This window comes from Nonomuraea sp. NPDC049709 (assembly GCF_040674815.1).
Lineage (GTDB): Bacteria > Actinomycetota > Actinomycetes > Streptosporangiales > Streptosporangiaceae > Nonomuraea.
Window position 1 is genome coordinate 67,663 of the sequence record NZ_JBFANM010000049.1, and the last position, 16,263, is coordinate 83,925.

The window sequence follows — 16,263 nt, forward strand, 5'->3', positions numbered from 1 at the left end:
CATAGGTCGTGCCGCAGGATCGTCGGCATGTCCGCCGCATCAGGTCTCACCCCCTGCAGGTCGAGCGCCCCGCGACGACTTTGAAGCGGGGTACACCCGTCTTTGCGAAGCGGTATGCCATCGCGGCGCCCAAGCCGACGGTGCCATGCCATACCGCATCGTAACCGGCGCAGGAGAAGGAATTATGCCGTGTCTCGCCGCAAAAGCGCCCATCAGGGACTCGTGACAATGTCAAAAAGGCTTCACGTGAGCGGCGGATCCAGCATCCTGGGCATGGCCAGAAACTGCCCCGAGCAGAGCTCTCATTCTCTGGTCCTCCCTTTCCTTGAAGAGGTCTTCGTGACTCGGTATGCCATCGACCGTGCCCACAACACGCTTCTCGCCCAGTGGAGCACCGGCATCGGCGACACCGCCACCATCGTGGCCCGGCTGACCCACGACCAGCTCCACCACGACACCCGCCAGCTCGCCGCCGACCTGACTCGCCTGTCGCACGTCTGCTGGCGCTCCTACACCCACCCCGCCACCGCCGCCGACCGGCACAACCCCCACAGCCTCGGCTGGCACCGGCAACAGGAACGCGACGCCTTCACCAAGATCCTGCCCCTGATCGCCGCCACCCGCCCCGCCGACCAGCCCATCGGTACCAAGGTCGAGCAAGCCGCCCACGCCGTCGCCCGTACCCTGCGCGTACTCGACACCTCTCAGCTCACCACCCACGTCAGTACCGATGTCGCCGCCGAACTGGCCGCCATCGAACAGGCCGAACGCGGCGACCTGTCCGAACGCGCCCAGCAAGCCGTCGCCCTCAGCCGCGAAGACGCCTCACCTCTGCAGATCTCCCAAGCCGACCGCCTGCTGCACGACAACCCCTTCGGCAGCCAGGACCTGTTCACGCAGGTCGATCCCACCGCCGCCGCCATCGCCGCCGCCCACTGGTTCTACGCCGCCGTCACCATCACCGCCCAGCACACCGGCCTGCACCCGATCCAGGTGGTCGCTAGCGCCGAACAGCACGACAAACCCCTTGCCCTCGAAAGTCTCACCGACATCACCACAGCCATGGACGCCGGCGCCCGCGCCCGGCACGTGGTCATGCCCCTCATCCGCAACGCCCTCCACGTCGCCGACGGCCACCTACGCGGCATCCTCGAAGTCCAACAGCGCATCACGGCCGCCCAGCACCTCATCGGGAGGGCCCAGGCCGACCACTCCGAACTCGACCTCAGCCCCGACAGCGTGTACCTTCCCCTCACCTCGCTAGACCCCGCCCGACCCGCCTCCGACCTCCTCGACAACCTGCTCCACGGCATCCACACCTGCTGGCACCTCTATCAGCACACCAACCCCCAACACCCCTCCCCCGCAAACGCCGAGAATTCACACCAACAACTCCGCCGAGCATTCCTCACCGCGGCCCGAGAAGAAGCAGCCACCCTAAACGAACGGCTGCTGTAGCACCCAGAAAGCATGCCGACCTCGGACATGGCGCCAGTGAAATAGCAAACCAGCACTGAATTCGTCGAAGGTTGCTCCCATGACATGGCCTGCTCCAGATACGCGGCAACCTGGAGCAGACCATGTCATAGGCGGGGGCAACCTGCGCGCCGATTGCAATGCTCAAAGCATGAACGCCATCTGCAAGCGGATCATCAGCACCGCTCATACCGATTCGTGGACGTACCCGGTCAGCACGGCCGCGGTGCCCGCCTCGCCGGCGGGAGCGGTGTTGGGCAGCCCGGTGCGCACCATGCCGCCCAGCCACCCGTCGTAACGGATCACCGTGCCGTTGAACTCGGCGTGGCGGCCCCGGCCCGAGGAGTCGAGGGCGGTGCGGCCACTCGGCTCGTCGAACCTCCAGTGGCCCTCCGCCACGACCGGCCGGTTGGCGAGCGTCGCGACCTCGGTGGGATAGACCATCCGGTTGTAGACGCGGACGTCGTCCACCTCGCCCCACCACGGGACGTCAGGGTTCTTCCCCCTGCCGATGTTGAGCACGCCCGTCGCGTTCCACGGGGCGGAGTGCGTCCCGGTTATCGCCTGCGGGCGGCCGTCCACGTACAGGCCGATCTTGCCGGTGGCCGCGTCGAAGGTGCCCACGAGGCGGGTCCAGTTGTTCAGCGCGGGCGGCCCGTCGGAGCGGGCCATGTGGTAGGTGACCGGCTCGGCGGTGTCCGCGGAGGCCATGACCATCGCCCACCGGTCGAACGTCGCGTTGTACATCAGGTGGAAGCCGTCGCGGTGGGCGCCGTCCACGCTCAGCACGATCCGGTTGTTCGCCTTGTCCGTGAGCCGCACCCACGCCGCGACGCTGAAGTTGCGGTCGGTGCGGATCAGCCCGGCTGCCTGCGAATGGAAGCGGCCCCCCTTGCTCATCCGCGCCGCGCCCCTGTCCCAGCCCTTGATCCAGGCCGGTCCGTCGGCGGCCACCGGGGCCGCGACCCGGGTGGCGTGGTGGCCGTTGCCGGAGGAGTCGTTCGCGACCTCGCCCGTGCTCTCGTCCAGCTTCCAGTGGGCCAGCGGGGCCGCCGCCGAGCGCACGCTGAACTCGTAGCGCTTGTACGGGCCGAGGTGGCCCGCCTTGTCGCGACTCCACACGTACAGGGTGTTGAGCAGGTTCCGTGACGGTGTCGCCTTGATCACCGCACTGCCGTCGGCGGTCACCGGCACGGCCGTCGCGGTGCCCGGCTCGTCGTCGTTGAGGACGTACAGGAAGGCGCCCACGTCCTTGTCGGCCGGGTCCGGGCGGAAGGTGAAGGTGCCCATGACGCCGACACCGCCGGCGGGGACAGGATCGCCGCCCTCGGGCGTCTCCGGGTAGTCGGCGGAGGTGACGGACGGCGACTTCGACGGGCTGCTCGTGTCCACGATCAGGTCGCACCACGGCGACCAGTCGCTGGTGCCGCTGGTGGCGGTGCCGTCCTGGCCGCGTACCCGCCAGGAGACCTTGGCCCCGTCCGCCAACACGCCGGCCGGGATCGGGGCGGTCACCGGCGTGCCGCTGGCGACGTAGGTCGTGTAGCGCTCACCCAGCTTGGCGCCGTTGGTGGTGAACCACTCGAAGTGCGCGCGGACCGTCTGGCCCCTCGCGCCGTCGAGGTCGCTGACCCGGGCCCGGAGCGTGGGCGTCGGCGTGGTGACGTACGGTGCCGCCGTCCCCGTGGCGCACGGCACCCCCTGGCTGGCGCCCACCATCGCGGAGCGCTGGTCGGGCACGTTCGGCTTGGTGTTGTAGGTGATCTCCAGAACCGGGTTGTTGCGGAACTTCTTCCAGCCGAACTTGTCGCTCTCGCTGGAGGCGCGCAGGCCCAGGGTGAGGTTCGGCCACCTGCCACCGGCCGCCGTGGCCACGATCGAGGTGGCGTTGAAGTCGACCCCGCCTTCGTCGCAACTGGAGCCGTAGCCCTTGGCCACGTTGACGGTGGCGACCCGGGACTTCCAGCTCGGCTGCGCGTTCCAGGTGGTGCCCGTGCCGATCGCGCCGGTGTGCCACAACTCCACCGGCCGCGCCGAGCACGACCAGGAGTGCACCTCGTACGTACGGAAGGTCGCCTTGATGATGTGCTTGCCGTTGACCGCGGCGGTGTTCATCCGGAAAAAGGACCGGTAGGTGTCCTGGACGGGGCCGTAGGGCACGTTCGGGTCGTTGTAGTAGCCGACCCTGGCCACGTCGCGGCTGCCGTAGTACCGGGTGCCGCTGAAGTGCCGCGAGACGAAGGCGAAGGCGGCCCGGCCGGCACCGTGCATGGGAGGGTCGATGTACACGGGGAAGGTCAGGCCGGGCGTGCTCAGGAACTCCTGATCGGGAGTCAGTACGAGGGTGGCCCCCTCCAGGCGCGCGGCGACCGCAGCCGTCGCGTCCCCGGTCCGCGGCCCGAAGAGACGGTCGCCGGTCTCGGTGGCCGCGCCTGACGAGTCCCACATCTGCGGCGCGTTGCCGTGCATCGCGACGCCACCGGCGCCGTCGAGCACGGTGATGTTCCCCTCCTTGTCTATCTGCAGCGTGCCTCCGGTCACCTGGGTGCCGAGACGGATCTCGGCCAGGTCCGGTACCGGTCGCCGCAGCACGAGCACCTGGGAGAAGCCATCGGGTCCTGCGGTGAGTTTCAGGTCCACGCCGGGCAGCACGTCGGCGTAGGTCGCGGTCGCTCCGCTCAGCGTGGGCACGGGCAGCGGCGCCGGCCACGTGTACGCGACCGACACGCCGTCCCTGGCGGCCCGTACCAGCGGCCCGGCGCCGCCCCCGGAGAAGGCCAGGTCGAGGTCGGCCGCGGCGGGCGCCACCGTGCCGTCGGCCTGCGGCTCCAGCGCCGTGTCGATGTCCACCCAGGACGAGCCCTTCAGCGCGAACGTCGGCAGCGCCGAGGCGACCATGCGCTGGGTGCCGTCCGGCTCGGCGAAGACCTGTGTCGTGGAGGTCCGCCTCGACATGATCTCCACTGGCTGCCCGAGCTCTCTGGCCCGCTGCATCGCGGAGGATTCGTCGTCGGGCGGCGCCACGCCTCCGGCCACCGCCACGCGGCCTCCCCCGCGGATCTCCCCCGTCGCCGGAAGGCCCGCGACGAGCCCCATGATCAGCGCAACGACCATGACCACCACTCGGAGCATCCTGTCCCCACCCCTGACCAGCCCATCCGTCCCGGCCCTCCCAACCTAGGAAGATCCGGTTACACGCCGGTTTCACGGCTCGGCCGCTGAAGGAGGGCGCAGGCCGCGCCGGGGAGAGTCGGGCAACGGAGGTGGCGGTACGGAGGGACGCTCGCCATACAAGGCGATCAGCGCCTCCAGAGCGTCCTCAGCGCCGCGGCGAGAATGACGCGCCGCTCGCTGGTGAGCGGAGGGGGTCCAGTCCGGGCCGATGGCGGTGGCGGGGCCGAATTCGTTGTCGCCCTCGCCTTTCCAGAGGTTCAGTGTGCCGGCGGTCTCGGAGAAGATGTCGCCGATTCCGTCGGCGTTGAAATCAGCGCCGAACTGCGAATTCTTGCAGCCGTTGAGGCTTTCGACGTTGCGCCACTCTCCCCCGGCGCAGGGCCGTACGCCTTGCCGTCGAACCGGGCGGTGACCCGCTCCGTACCCACGGCACTCCAGCTGACGGTTCCGTTGCCGTCGGCGTCGTAGCCCTGCTCGTAGTGCAGGTTCGGGGTTCCCTTCTTGGTCGGGCCGGTGGATGCAGGTGGTGAGCGTGCGATGAGTCCCAGGTGTTCAGGCGCCATTTCTGACCGCAGCAAGGTGCTCTCGGATGCCAAGCGCTACCCGAGACCAGAGGAAGAGGCGTATGTTGCCTTCGCCGGTTCAGGCATATGACGCAACTGACCGTCAGGATGGTGCGAGCGCATCGTGGGCACCTCGCTCCCGCGCCGGATGCTCAGCAGTTGAACGCGCGGGCCCGGCTGTGAACGGGTGGCTGAGCCGCGCGACTCGCCACGCGTCCACACCTCTCGGTCATTTCGGTGGACAGGGCTTAACCTGCAGAAACAGGATCAAGCGCAGATCGATTCCGACGCCACTCCACGGGACGCGACCGCGCCGCACCCGGCGATGGAACGTTCCAGCAGGCATCTGGTGAGCGAGCAATGAAAGGGCCCGACATGTCCAACCACTTCACCGGCCTCAGCCTCGGGCCGCCCCTCGGAGACCAGCGCCTCGATCTGTGCGACCTCTACGCCTTCACCGCGCCCGGCGATCCGGGCAGGACCGTCATCATCCTCAATGCCAATCCCAACGCGGACGCCCTGCATCCCGACGCCGTGTACCGCCTGAACATCGACAACGACGGCGACTACCTGACCGACATCGCCTTCAGCTGGGTCTTCAGCCCGCCGGCCGCCGACGGCTCCCAGACCTACAGTGTCTACATGGCCACGGGTGCGCAGGCTCGCAGCCCCGAGGCGGCCGGCACCGAGATCGTGTCGGACGCGGCCGTCTCCTTCGGCCCCCAGGCCAACGTGGTCAGCAGCGGCGAGTACAAGGTGGCCGCCGGCAGCCGCAGCGACGCCTTCTTCTTCGACTTCGACGGGATCAAGAACCTGTTCGACACCAGCGGCAAGCGAAACTTCACCGCACCGCATCTGAGCGGGCAGTCCCCCTGGACCGGCGTCGACTCCAACACTACGGCCAACGTCTTCTCCATGGCCATCGAACTGCCGACCGCGGAGCTGGCACCCCAGCCCGAGCTGCACATCTGGGGCCGGTGCAGCGTCCTGCGCGACGGCGAGCTCGTCCACGCCGACCGGGCCGGGCACCCGTCCATGAGCAGCTTCTTCAACACCGACGACACCAAGGAGGACTACAACGCCAGCGAGCCGGTCGACGACCGGGAAAACTGGACCGACCAGTTCGTCCACCTGTTGGGGCACACCGGCGGCTACTCGCGCGAGGAGGCGATCGCCGCGATCGAGGAGCACGGCCTGCTGCCGGACGTGCTGCGCTTCGACCCGTCCAAGCCGGCCGCGTATCCCAATGGCCGGACCTTCACCGAAGACGTCATCGACATCCGCGTCGCGTTCCTCACCAAGAACGAGGCCCCGCCCACCGGCCTGCAGCCGCACACCGACACCCTGGACCGGTTCCCGTACCTCGGCGACCCGCACCCGGCAGCCACCTCCTGACGTGCGACGTGCGCGCCGATCCGCTCGGCCTCGGTGGGGTCGCCGGTGCAGTTCGAAGCCTCACTCTCCGATCGCCGGGATCTCCGCCGTGTCTCATGGCCGCGGTCAGCGCAGGATGGTGGTGCCGAGATCCCACAGGCGCTCGGCGTTCGCGGCATCGAGCGCATAGGGTGCCACTCCGGGCACGCCCGGTTGTGTGGGCCGTGAGGTGACCTGCGGGGCTTCGTTGACGTCTTCGAAGTAGCGTCCGCCGATGCCTTCGACCAGCGGGGAGGCGGCGAGGAAGACGGTGGTGGCCGCGCCCTGTTCGATGGTCTTGCGGTAGGGCTCGGGGGTCTTCAGGCCGCCGGTGTGCCGCTGGAGGTTGGTGGCGATTGCCCCGGGGTGCAGCGCGTTCGCCCGGATGCCCTCGCCCGACCAGCGCCGGTCCGCCTCGACGGCCAGGAGCACTTCGGCGGTCTTGGACTGGCCGTAGGCGCCCAGCGCGTCGTAGGGGCGGAAGCGATAGTCCAGGTCGTCGAAGACGACCGGGGAGAACATGTGACCGCTGGAAGACACGTTCACCATGCGTGCACCGCGGGCGTCAGCGAGTGCCCTGTGCAGGCCCAGGGCCAGGGCGAAGTGCCCCAGGTAGTTGGTGGCGAACTGCTGCTCGTGGCCACCGGTGCCCCGCTCCAGTTCGGGGAGCATCATGATCCCGGCGTTGTTGACCAGGATGTGCAGGGGACCGGCCCAGGCAGCGGTAAACGCGTTCACCGAGGCCAGGTCCGCCACGTCCACCCGGGCGACGTGGATCGCGTCGTTGCCGGTCTTGGTCCGCAGGTCGGCTGCGACCTGCTCTCCGGCGTCGGGACGCCGAACTGCGAGGGTGACCTCGGCGCCGATGGCCGCCAGTGCACGGGCGGTCTCCACACCGATACCGGACGTGGCACCAGTGATCACTGCGCGTTTGCCGGAGAGGTCGACACTCTTGATCACCTCCGAAGCGGTCGAATGGCGGTCGAAGGGACTACGGAAGAGCTCAGACATGGGCGTTTCCTCGATCCGGATGCAAGTACGGAAGCACGGCCGAACTGGCAGATGACCAGTACAGACGAGCCCCCCAAGGGCACAACGTCCGCCTGCTCTGTCGCGTGGGGCGGGACGCCGCTCACCGTCGTACCCTGCCGGTTGCGGCCGTGCTCTGCTATCTGGGGTTGTCGGCATCTTCCCGCAGGTCAGAGCGAGATGATCTTTTCAGGCAGGTGAGGCAGGTTGACCGGGCTTGAAGGAATGTCGCATCCAGGGCACCTCCCGGCTTTCCCGAACCCGCGCTGCCAGGAGAGGTGATATCGGCGCGTTGAGGCTGACCTGGTGAGCTGTTGCGTCGGCGAGCGCGGTGAATGCTTCGGCATCGCGGGTTCGGGAAAGCACCGAGGGTGGCGTCGATCATCAGGTGGGGGGCGGTCACGCAGCAGGATGAAACCCACGGTTGCACCAGTCGCCGAGCCGGGAACCGACGGTTTCGGTTTGCACGGTTTGGCCAGGGGCACGCTTGCCGGTGGATGTCCTGGTGATGTGTTCCATGCGACGAAGAACGCCCAGGCGGCTCGCCTATGCCGGGGCCGGTATCCGGGTGGTTCCCGTGCGGGAGGCCCGCTCGATCGTGTCGATGAGCCGGTGCCGCCGCAGGGCATGGCCGAAGCCGGGCACGGTGTGCGTGCCCTCACGCAGGTCCCGCCCGAAGCGCGCGTACACCTGGGCTACGCCCTGCGCCGTTGCGGGCAGGTCGCGCGGGACCGGATGGAAGCGGCTGTCGGGGAGGGCGATGTCGGCGAGCGTCTGGTCATCGCCCCGGCCGCCCTGAACTCGCAGGTCCAGAGCCTGGAGGTTGCCGTTGATGCCGGGGGCGGTCAGGACCAGGTCGCCTTCGGTGCCGTTGATCTCCCACCGGAAGTTGTCGCCGCGGGAGAAGCCGCCCCGGTAGAACAGGGAGAGGGCGGCACCGCTGCGGAAGGTGCCCGTGACGGATACCTGGTCGGCCACCGTCACCGGGATGGTGGAGCCCTCGTCGATCACCTGTGCCTGTGTGAGGCTGTGAACCAGGTTGGCCGAGATATCGGTGAGCTCGCCGAGCACGACGTTGACCGCCTCCAGGGCGTGCAGCGCCGACGCCGTCAGGAGCGTCGCGCCGGCGGTGGCGTCGTAGAGGTAGGCGTGCGCGCGGTCGGTCACGGGGCTCCAGGACAGTCCCGATCCGACCAGCGTCGTGCCGAGCACCTTCCCGACGTAGCCGTCCGCGACCAGGTCACGGGTGTGACGGATCGCCGGGAGGAAGCCGCCCTGCAGCCCGATCACCGTACGGACACCGGCGGCCTCGGCTCGGGCGGCCAGGTCGGCCGCCTCGTCGGTGCCGACGCCGAGGGGCCACTCGCTGTAGACCATCTTCCCCGCCGCCAGCGCCGCGGAGATCAGCGCGTGGTGGTGGGGCACCTTGACCGACACCACCACCAGATCCACGCCGGGGTGGGCGATCAGGCCGGCGGGGTCGTCGAAGGCCGCCGGGACGTCGAACTCCTTGGCGGCCCGCTCGGCGGACTCGCGGCGTGAGGTGCTGATGGCGCGCAACTCGTAGTCCGGAAGGGCCTTGAGCGCGGGGACATGGCTGATGGCGGCCCAGCCGCCGACGCTCGCCCCGATGATGCCGACGCCGATCTTCATGATGCTCCTTTGGTGATGCCCGGTCGCCGGTGGCGAACGGGTGTACCGATGTCGTGTGCCGGGGGGTTGGTGTGGTGGGGATTGGTGGGGTGGGTCAGAACTGCAGGACCAGCCGCCCCCGGACGCCTCCGGCCTCGAAGCGACGGTGGGCCTCGGCCGCCTGCTCGGGCGGGAACGTGCCCGCCACGCGCATGGTCAGCGCACCGGTCTCCGCCAGGCGGCGCAACGCGTCGAGCTTGTCGGGTCTGCCGCCGTAGTCGGGGACGTAGACGTGGTGATAGCCGAGCCCGCGTTCGGGCGGGCCGAAGGCGGCCGTGCCGCGGAAGGCGGCGATGCCGCCGCCGTCGCGGACCGCTGCCGCGACCGGGGCACCGATGAGCGCGGCGTCGGCCAGAGCGTGTACTCCGGCGGGTACGACCTCGCGGAACCGCGTGGCCACGTCGCCGCCCCTGGCGACCACCGAGTCCGCACCCAGAGACCGGACCAGGTCGCGGTCGGCAGGAGCGGCGTCCGCGACGACCCGCAGCCCGTCGGCCTTCGCCAGCTGGATCAGCATGCCGCCGACCGCGCCGGCCGCGCCGGTGATCGCGAGCGTCTGGCCGGGCGACAGGGCGAGCAGGTCGAGCGCCAGGCGGGCGGTGAGACCGTTGAGCGGGAGTGTCGCGGCCTCGGCGTGGCCGGCGGCGGCCGGCGCCCTGGCCACCCAGGAAGCGGGCAGGACCACGTGCTCGGCGTACGCGCCGCCGCCGGGGACGTTCGGCATGACCATGGCCATCACGCGGTCGCCCACCCGCAGGCCGGTGGCGGTGCCGGGGCCTATCTCGTCCACGACGCCCGCGGCGTCCTGCCCGGGGATGTACGGCGGCCGCACGCCGGGCAGGCGAACCTGTCCGGCACGCATGAGCGTGTCCGCCGGATTGACCGCGGCGGCATGGACGCGGATGCGTACACATCCGGACCCGGCATGCGGCTCAGGCACCTGCACCACCTGCAGGACCTCGGGACCGCCGAAGCCGAACGCGCCGACGGCCTTCACCGCCGGCTCCTGAACGCGCCCGGCCGATCGGCCTTCCGCGCAGCGGGAGCCCTGAGCGCCCACGAATTGTCCCCGGCCCGGATGTCGGAGCGGCGGTGCAGCGTGTCGCAGTCGTCCATGGCATGCCTTCCTGGCTATCGACGGCAAATATCTTGAATGATCGTTACAGATTTAGGGCGTGAAACATCAGTCAAGGCAGCTCAGGGCCGCCTCCACGATGCTCATCAGGTGCCGGCGGTCGGGATTGATCGCCCCCGTGACACGCAACCCATGAATGAGCGTCATGATGAGCCTCGCCGAGTCCCGGGGGTCGCGGATGCCGACCGGCTCGCCGCGGGCCTGGGCCGCCGCGATCACCTCGGTCAGCTCGTCCTCCAGCAGCGAGGTCGTCGCCTCCACCCGCGTGGCCACCTCGGGGTCGTGACACAGCCGCTCGGTCGCGGCGCTGACGATCAGACAGGACTGCTCGCGCCCGTCCCGCAGGATGGTCTCCACCAGATCGACCAGGATGTCGCGGATCAGCTCCCGTGCCGGGGTGCCGCTGCGCAGCAGATCGACCAGAGGGAGCGCATACCGCTCCCGGTAACGATCAAGCACCGCCCGATACAGGCCCTCCTTACTGCCGAACGCCGCATAGAGAGAGCCGCGGCCCACCCCGGTGGCGTCGACCAGGTCCTGCACCGAGGTGCCCTCGTAGCCCTTGTGCCGGAAGACCGACATCGCCGCTTCCAGCGCGGCCTCCGTGTCGAACTCCCTCACCCGTGCCATGCAGCGCAGACTAGTCTTATCTGGAACGAACAGTCAAGTTTACGCTCGCTCGAACCGGCCGGGGAAGGCAAGGCGCCGACCTGCTGGTCGAGCCGGGGGTCCGCCTACTTCGACGCGCCCCGCCCAGGGGTGGTCAGGCCGCCTGCTCCCCGTGTCACGGCCCGTTGCGGGCCGCTGGAGGGTGTTCGGGATGCTGGACTCGCCCGTGAGAGTGACTTTCCGAGACACGGGGGGATATGGCGGGGGCAGGTCCATGCTCCCGTGGAATTCTTGGGTCCCTTACGGGTGGACGATCGGCACCAGGCGTGCGGCTCCGGCGACACCAGTGGTGGCTGAGCCCGGCCACTTCCCTGACCGATCGGTGGCGGGCCGGCGCGGTTCGCCAGCCACACCCGGGTTCGGCTCGGCCGAAAGGCTCACAGGAGGAGTACGCCGAATCCTCGCGACCGGCCTGGGCCCAGCGCCACGCCCCGGCCTCACCGACCTGGCGACAGTTCCTCACCTCGCAAGCCTCCGGCATCCTGGCCTGCGACTTCCTCCACGTCGACACCGTGTTCCTCAAACGCCTGTATGTCTTGTTCGTCATGGAGATCGAGACACGCCGCGCGCACCTGCTGGGCCTCACCTCCAACCCAACCGGCGCATGGACCACCCAGCAAACCCGGAACCTGCTGATGGACCTGGATGAACGCGCCGACGCCTTCAGGTTTCTCATCCGGGACCGTGACGGCAAGTTCCCCCGCTCGTTCGATCAGGTGTCCACCGCCAACGGCGTGAGGATCATCAAGATGCCGTCCGATCACCACGGGCAAACGCGTTCGCCGAACGATTGGCAGGAACACTACGCCGTGAGTGCCTCGATCACCCGCTCATCCATGGGGAGCGGCACCTACGCAAGGTCCTGACCGAGTACGAGCACCATTTCCACCATCATCGCCCACATCAGAGCCGCTCCCTCCACCCTCCCTTGCACCACCCCAGCCAGATGATCGACATGACCTCCCGGATCCACCGCCGAAGCACCGTCACCGGACTGATCAACGAGCACCACAGAGCAGCCTGATCACCCGGCGAACGCCCAGCTCAGCAGCACTATCCGCGTTCTGGCACCGCACACGGCACGATGCCGTGCGATCACCGGCGGAGTGGACCAGTTGAGAGGTGGCGGCCGGCCGTCGGCCGTGGGCGGGTTGAGATGCGGTTCGTCGGGTGTGGCTCTGTCCTGGGGCGGTATCGCCGAGCCGGGCCAGTGCGGGCAGCAACACCCAGCCGTGCGCCTGCGCCGACGGCAGTTCTGGCGGCGCCGTCCCCGCCGCGCTGCCCGGACCGATCGCCTGCCCAGCGACACGTCCGGCTCCAGACAGCCGGACGCGAAGCTGAGGAGACGTCAGGAGATGGCGAGCGTGCCGTCCGCGTTACGGGCGCACGTAACGACCGCGCGGGGCGCCGCGGCGAAGGCGCCGGTCAGGCACTGGCCGAGGACCGTGTGGCCCGCGGCGTTGGGGTGCCACGACTCCTGGCAGGTCTGGAAGTAGGTGACGCAGGTGTTCGCCGCCCGTTGGATACCGATCTTGTCCCAGCCCGACAGGCTTGTGATGAACGTGCCGGACGGCCCGTCCTGTACCCGGACCGGCGTCGCGAGCGCGCCCGCCGGGCTGCCGGGGTTCTCGCAGAGCCTGGCCCCGTCGAAAGCCCTCTGGACGTCCAGTACGCGCAGGTCGGCCGCCGGGCGTTCGGCTGCCAGCGTGGCATGCGCGTTCTTGACCAGGGAGCCGAGGTTCTGGGAGAACACGTGCCCAGGGGCGAGACTCGCACGGTGGATCGGGCACCCGGCGGCGTAGCGCTCGGCGCCGAGGGCGCGGAACTTGTCGCGCGTGTCGGTGCGGCCGTCCTCGTCGTGGTACTGCGGGGCGATGTCGGGCGGCAGCGGGTTGGTGTAGGTCTGCAGAATCACCTGGTGGGTGCCGTCGGCGTCGATCTGGGCGAGGGTGTCGAGGATCTGGCGCAGGGCCGCGGTGGTCTCGGTGGTGGCGGCGGCGACCTCGGTGTCGGTGGCCAGGTCCGAGGCGGTGCAGGGCTTCTGCGGCACTTCGCCCTTCAGATAGGCCCAGAACTCCCACCAGCCTGTCCAGGCGTCGGCGATGAAGCGGTTGGCGCACAGCGTGGCCACGTCGCCGAAGGTGAACTGGGTGTTGTTGGAGCCGAGGCCGACGAGGACGACGTCGATGTCGTGCGTCTGGGCGAGGGCGCGCAGCTGATCGAGTTGCGCGGCGACGGCGCGTCCCTCGGCCCGGGCGCTGGCGGGGGTGGCGATGTCGGCGGGCTGGGCGCCGGAGCACGCGAGGTTGAAACGTTGCTGGATGCCCGGGAGCGACGCCGTGAACACCGAGGCGTTCGCCGACCGGTGACAGAAGTAGGCGTTGCTGTTGGCCGCCGACCAGCCGGGGAAGTCCTGTGCCGTACCGGAGGTGTCGACGACGGGCTGGTAGTCCCCCGCGCCCTCCCCGCTGACGAAGCTGTCGCCGAGCGCGACGGCGGCGGTGGGCAGAGCCGCCTGCGCCGGTCCACCCTGCGCGGCCTGGATGCCCGCCGCGCTCACCAGGAGCATGACAACCGCGGCGGCACGCTGGAGTAACCTCATAACCACCTCATTTCCTGCTAAATGATCACCAAATACGCATGTGTGGATCACAACATGCCGCACAAACGGCGTCAACACGCCTGCCTCCGGCAGGAGCATTCGCACCGCCGGTCCGGGCATGCTCGACGGCCTGCGCGTCATGGCCTGGCCGGTGACCGGGGCGCGGTGATGGTCCGTGGTCCGCAGGATCTGGCTGGATTTGAGCAGCCGGACCAGTTCGTCCTGGGTGGCCGCCTTCTCCCCGGCGGGGCGGTCGCGCGGCCGGCAGCTGGCCGCCGGGCGGGAAGAACTGGACCACGGGCTGGACGACGCTCCGGGGTGCCGTCCAGGATCACGTAGACTGCTCGCCCTCCGGCGGCCCGATGCCTTCGTGGTTCACGTGCTTCGGGTTGGTGTGGCCTCAAGCGTCCCAGCGCTGGTTGGCGCCGCCCCAGCAGGTGTGCTGCTGGAGACGGGCGCTGTCTGCCGTCGACTGGCCGGACACGTCGAGGCACTTGCCCGAGTGCCAGGCGACGATCTCGACGTAGCTCGTGCCGGACACGGCGCGGAGTTGCCACTGCTGGTCGGTGCCGCTGCCGCACGTGTACTGGATGACGGGCGCGTTGTTCGCGGTAGAGGTGTTGTTCACGTCGAGGCACTTGCCGGAGTGCTGCGAAAGAGAAGCCTGCAATCCATCGAGCCTTGATCGGCGATCAGGGGGCCTGTACGTAGGTTTTTGATCATGGCATTCCACCAGCATGCCAGCCGGCTTCGGGGCCAGTGGAAGTTATTGACTCATGCTGTTCGACACCTTGATCGCGGGCATCGCCGCCGCAGCGCTCGTCGTGATCGACGTCGCGGTCTTCGTCACGGTTGCCGGACGGTTCCAGCGAGAACGCATCATCACCCGCCTCTGGATTCCCCGGCAAGGCTTGGCGAGAAGCCGTCCAGCGGAAGGCCGTCCAGCGGAAGGCCGTCCAGCGGAAGGCCGTCCAGCGGAAGGCCGTCCAGCGGGAGGCCGTCCGTGCCCGCAGCCAAGCTGCTCCGCGAGCGCGCCTCATGGGCCTGGGCGCGCTTCCGGTCACAGCGTAGGCCGGGGCGGCGCAGTCATGAGGAGCTCAGCGCCGTACCACGTAGTCGGTGCCGGTCGTGTGCGATACGTGGGCGATGGCGTCGAACGCCGCGAACACCGGTATGTCGAGGAAGTAGTCGGCCATGCGGGACTGCTGGAAGGCTTCCGCGTCTTCGACGTGAGGGCGGGCCGCGCGCAGGTTCGCGAGGGTCCAGAGGGCGCCGGTGGGGAACGCCGCTTCGATGCTGTGGTCGGTGGGCGGCGGGAGCGGTGCGTCGTACCAGGTGCCCTCCGGCCGCTCCGGCGTCGGTTCGCCCACGGTGGCGGTACGGCCGTGACTCGAGGTCACGCCGATGGCCCGGTAATCGTCTCCCAGCGCGGCGGCGAGGTGGGCTCCGGCCGGCAGCAGCAGGCGATCGCCGCCCTCGGCCGCGGGGGTCTTCTGGATGTGCCAGTTGTGTGCGGCCAGCACGACGCGCGTGCCCGGGTCCCCGTCCAGGAGCCGCAGGACGGACTCCGCCATGTAGACATCGCGAAACGTCGATGCGACCTCGAAGCCCTCCCCTGAGGTAGCGCGATGGAGCTGATCCAGGTACCAGGCCCCGCGAAGGTGCCACAGCGCTGTGTCGTGCTCGGCCTCATGGCCCCGACGGCCTTGCACGAAGGTCAACCGCTGCATGACGGCCGTCAACTGGCTCAACGCACTGGTCAGCGTGTTCCGCTCGCCGGGGCCGAGTTCCTGGTAGCGGCCGAAGGCCTGCATGGTGACCGGGTCGTGGAAGCTCCTGACCACGTCGAGGGCTGCCTCCTGGGTGGGGAGCGCCTCGGGACAAGCCCACTTCAGGTAGCCGGCAAGCGCTTCGAGCGCGGGCAGGGGCGATCCGAAGGCGCCAGGCAGGTCGGTTCCGACACATCTGAGCAACGGCCCTTCGGGCTTCTCGTTCCGCTGCCGAATCCAGGTCAACACCTCATACATCTGCCGGCATTGCCCCAGGGACATGGCGATGCCGGTCCCGGCGACCTGTTCCACCGTCCCCGGGCCGCCCTGCACCCACTTCTCCAGGAGCTGCCCTTGAGTGAAGGGGGCCTCCAGGGCGTACACCTGGAAACCGCAACGCTCGACCTGAAAGCGCAGGATGCGATGGCGCACCTGGTAGAACTCCCGAATGTGGTGGGAGCTTTCGCCCAATGCCACCACCCGTGCGTCGCCCACGACGTCCCGGAGCGGTTCGAGATCATCCAAGGGAGCCGCAAATTCCAGGGTGTCGAGAGCAGACCCGTGATCACGTATCCAGCTCGCCACATTCTGTTGGCTGGTCATCTCATGCCTCCACGCCGTCGTGGCTCCGGGCGTGCACGTGCGCACCTCCACGCCTACTGTCCGAAAAGACCCTTTCACGGCATGTCAACAATGATCGTCGTTCCTTGGGAGGGTTTTCGGCTACGCCGTACGGAGCAG

At 69.1% G+C, this 16,263-nt stretch carries 12 protein-coding genes; 4 read left to right on the forward strand and 8 right to left on the reverse strand.

The features are described from left to right. Nucleotides 1–339: 339 nt before the first annotated feature. Nucleotides 340–1,458 (forward strand): hypothetical protein, encoded by a 1,119-nt coding sequence (locus AB0J69_RS39315; protein WP_364128528.1) that lies wholly within the window; start codon nt 340–342, stop codon nt 1,456–1,458. 204 nt (nt 1,459–1,662) lie between these two features. Here AB0J69_RS39315 and AB0J69_RS39320 read toward each other — a convergent pair whose 3' ends face one another. Continuing rightward, complete coding sequence (locus AB0J69_RS39320; RefSeq protein ID WP_364128609.1) at nt 1,663–4,590, reverse strand: LamG-like jellyroll fold domain-containing protein; 2,928 nt, start codon at nt 4,588–4,590, stop codon at nt 1,663–1,665. A gap of 998 nt (nt 4,591–5,588) precedes the next feature. Between AB0J69_RS39320 and AB0J69_RS39325 the strand changes: the two genes are divergently transcribed. After that, entirely contained in the window at nt 5,589–6,608 is a 1,020-nt protein-coding gene (locus tag AB0J69_RS39325; protein WP_364128531.1) for a DUF4331 family protein, read from the forward strand. Nucleotides 6,609–6,713: 105 nt separating this feature from the next. Here the strand turns inward: AB0J69_RS39325 and AB0J69_RS39330 are convergent, their stop codons facing one another. The 4 genes from AB0J69_RS39330 to AB0J69_RS39345 all read right to left on the reverse strand — a co-directional run bounded on the left by AB0J69_RS39330 (nt 6,714) and on the right by AB0J69_RS39345 (nt 11,112). Next, complete coding sequence (locus AB0J69_RS39330) at nt 6,714–7,637, reverse strand: SDR family NAD(P)-dependent oxidoreductase (RefSeq protein WP_364128534.1); 924 nt, start codon at nt 7,635–7,637, stop codon at nt 6,714–6,716. 564 nt (nt 7,638–8,201) lie between these two features. Next, nucleotides 8,202–9,308, reverse strand: a complete 1,107-nt coding sequence (locus tag AB0J69_RS39335; protein WP_364128537.1) for a Gfo/Idh/MocA family oxidoreductase — start codon at nt 9,306–9,308, stop codon at nt 8,202–8,204. A 94-nt stretch (nt 9,309–9,402) separates the two neighbouring features. Further along, complete coding sequence (locus AB0J69_RS39340; protein WP_364128540.1) at nt 9,403–10,344, reverse strand: NADP-dependent oxidoreductase; 942 nt, start codon at nt 10,342–10,344, stop codon at nt 9,403–9,405. A 186-nt stretch (nt 10,345–10,530) separates the two neighbouring features. After that, complete coding sequence (locus AB0J69_RS39345) at nt 10,531–11,112, reverse strand: TetR/AcrR family transcriptional regulator (protein WP_364128543.1); 582 nt, start codon at nt 11,110–11,112, stop codon at nt 10,531–10,533. A 305-nt stretch (nt 11,113–11,417) separates the two neighbouring features. Between AB0J69_RS39345 and AB0J69_RS39350 the strand changes: the two genes are divergently transcribed. Continuing rightward, nucleotides 11,418–12,017, forward strand: coding sequence for a hypothetical protein (locus AB0J69_RS39350; protein WP_364128546.1), 600 nt, complete (start codon nt 11,418–11,420; stop codon nt 12,015–12,017). Continuing rightward, the gene (locus AB0J69_RS39355) at nt 11,942–12,175 is read left to right on the forward strand and encodes a hypothetical protein (protein ID WP_364128549.1); all 234 of its coding nucleotides are present in this window, start codon (nt 11,942–11,944) and stop codon (nt 12,173–12,175) included. Before AB0J69_RS39350 ends, AB0J69_RS39355 begins: the two co-directional genes overlap by 76 nt. 324 nt (nt 12,176–12,499) lie before the next feature. Here AB0J69_RS39355 and AB0J69_RS39360 read toward each other — a convergent pair whose 3' ends face one another. The 3 genes from AB0J69_RS39360 to AB0J69_RS39370 form a co-directional block, all read right to left on the reverse strand. After that, nucleotides 12,500–13,753, reverse strand: coding sequence for a hypothetical protein (locus tag AB0J69_RS39360; RefSeq protein ID WP_364128552.1), 1,254 nt, complete (start codon nt 13,751–13,753; stop codon nt 12,500–12,502). A 400-nt stretch (nt 13,754–14,153) separates the two neighbouring features. Continuing rightward, nucleotides 14,154–14,492: an RICIN domain-containing protein gene (locus AB0J69_RS39365; protein ID WP_364128555.1), complete on the reverse strand. Its 339-nt coding sequence runs from the start codon at nt 14,490–14,492 to the stop codon at nt 14,154–14,156. Nucleotides 14,493–14,850: 358 nt separating this feature from the next. Next, nucleotides 14,851–16,125, reverse strand: coding sequence for an erythromycin esterase family protein (locus AB0J69_RS39370; protein ID WP_364128557.1), 1,275 nt, complete (start codon nt 16,123–16,125; stop codon nt 14,851–14,853). Nucleotides 16,126–16,263: the final 138 nt, after the last annotated feature.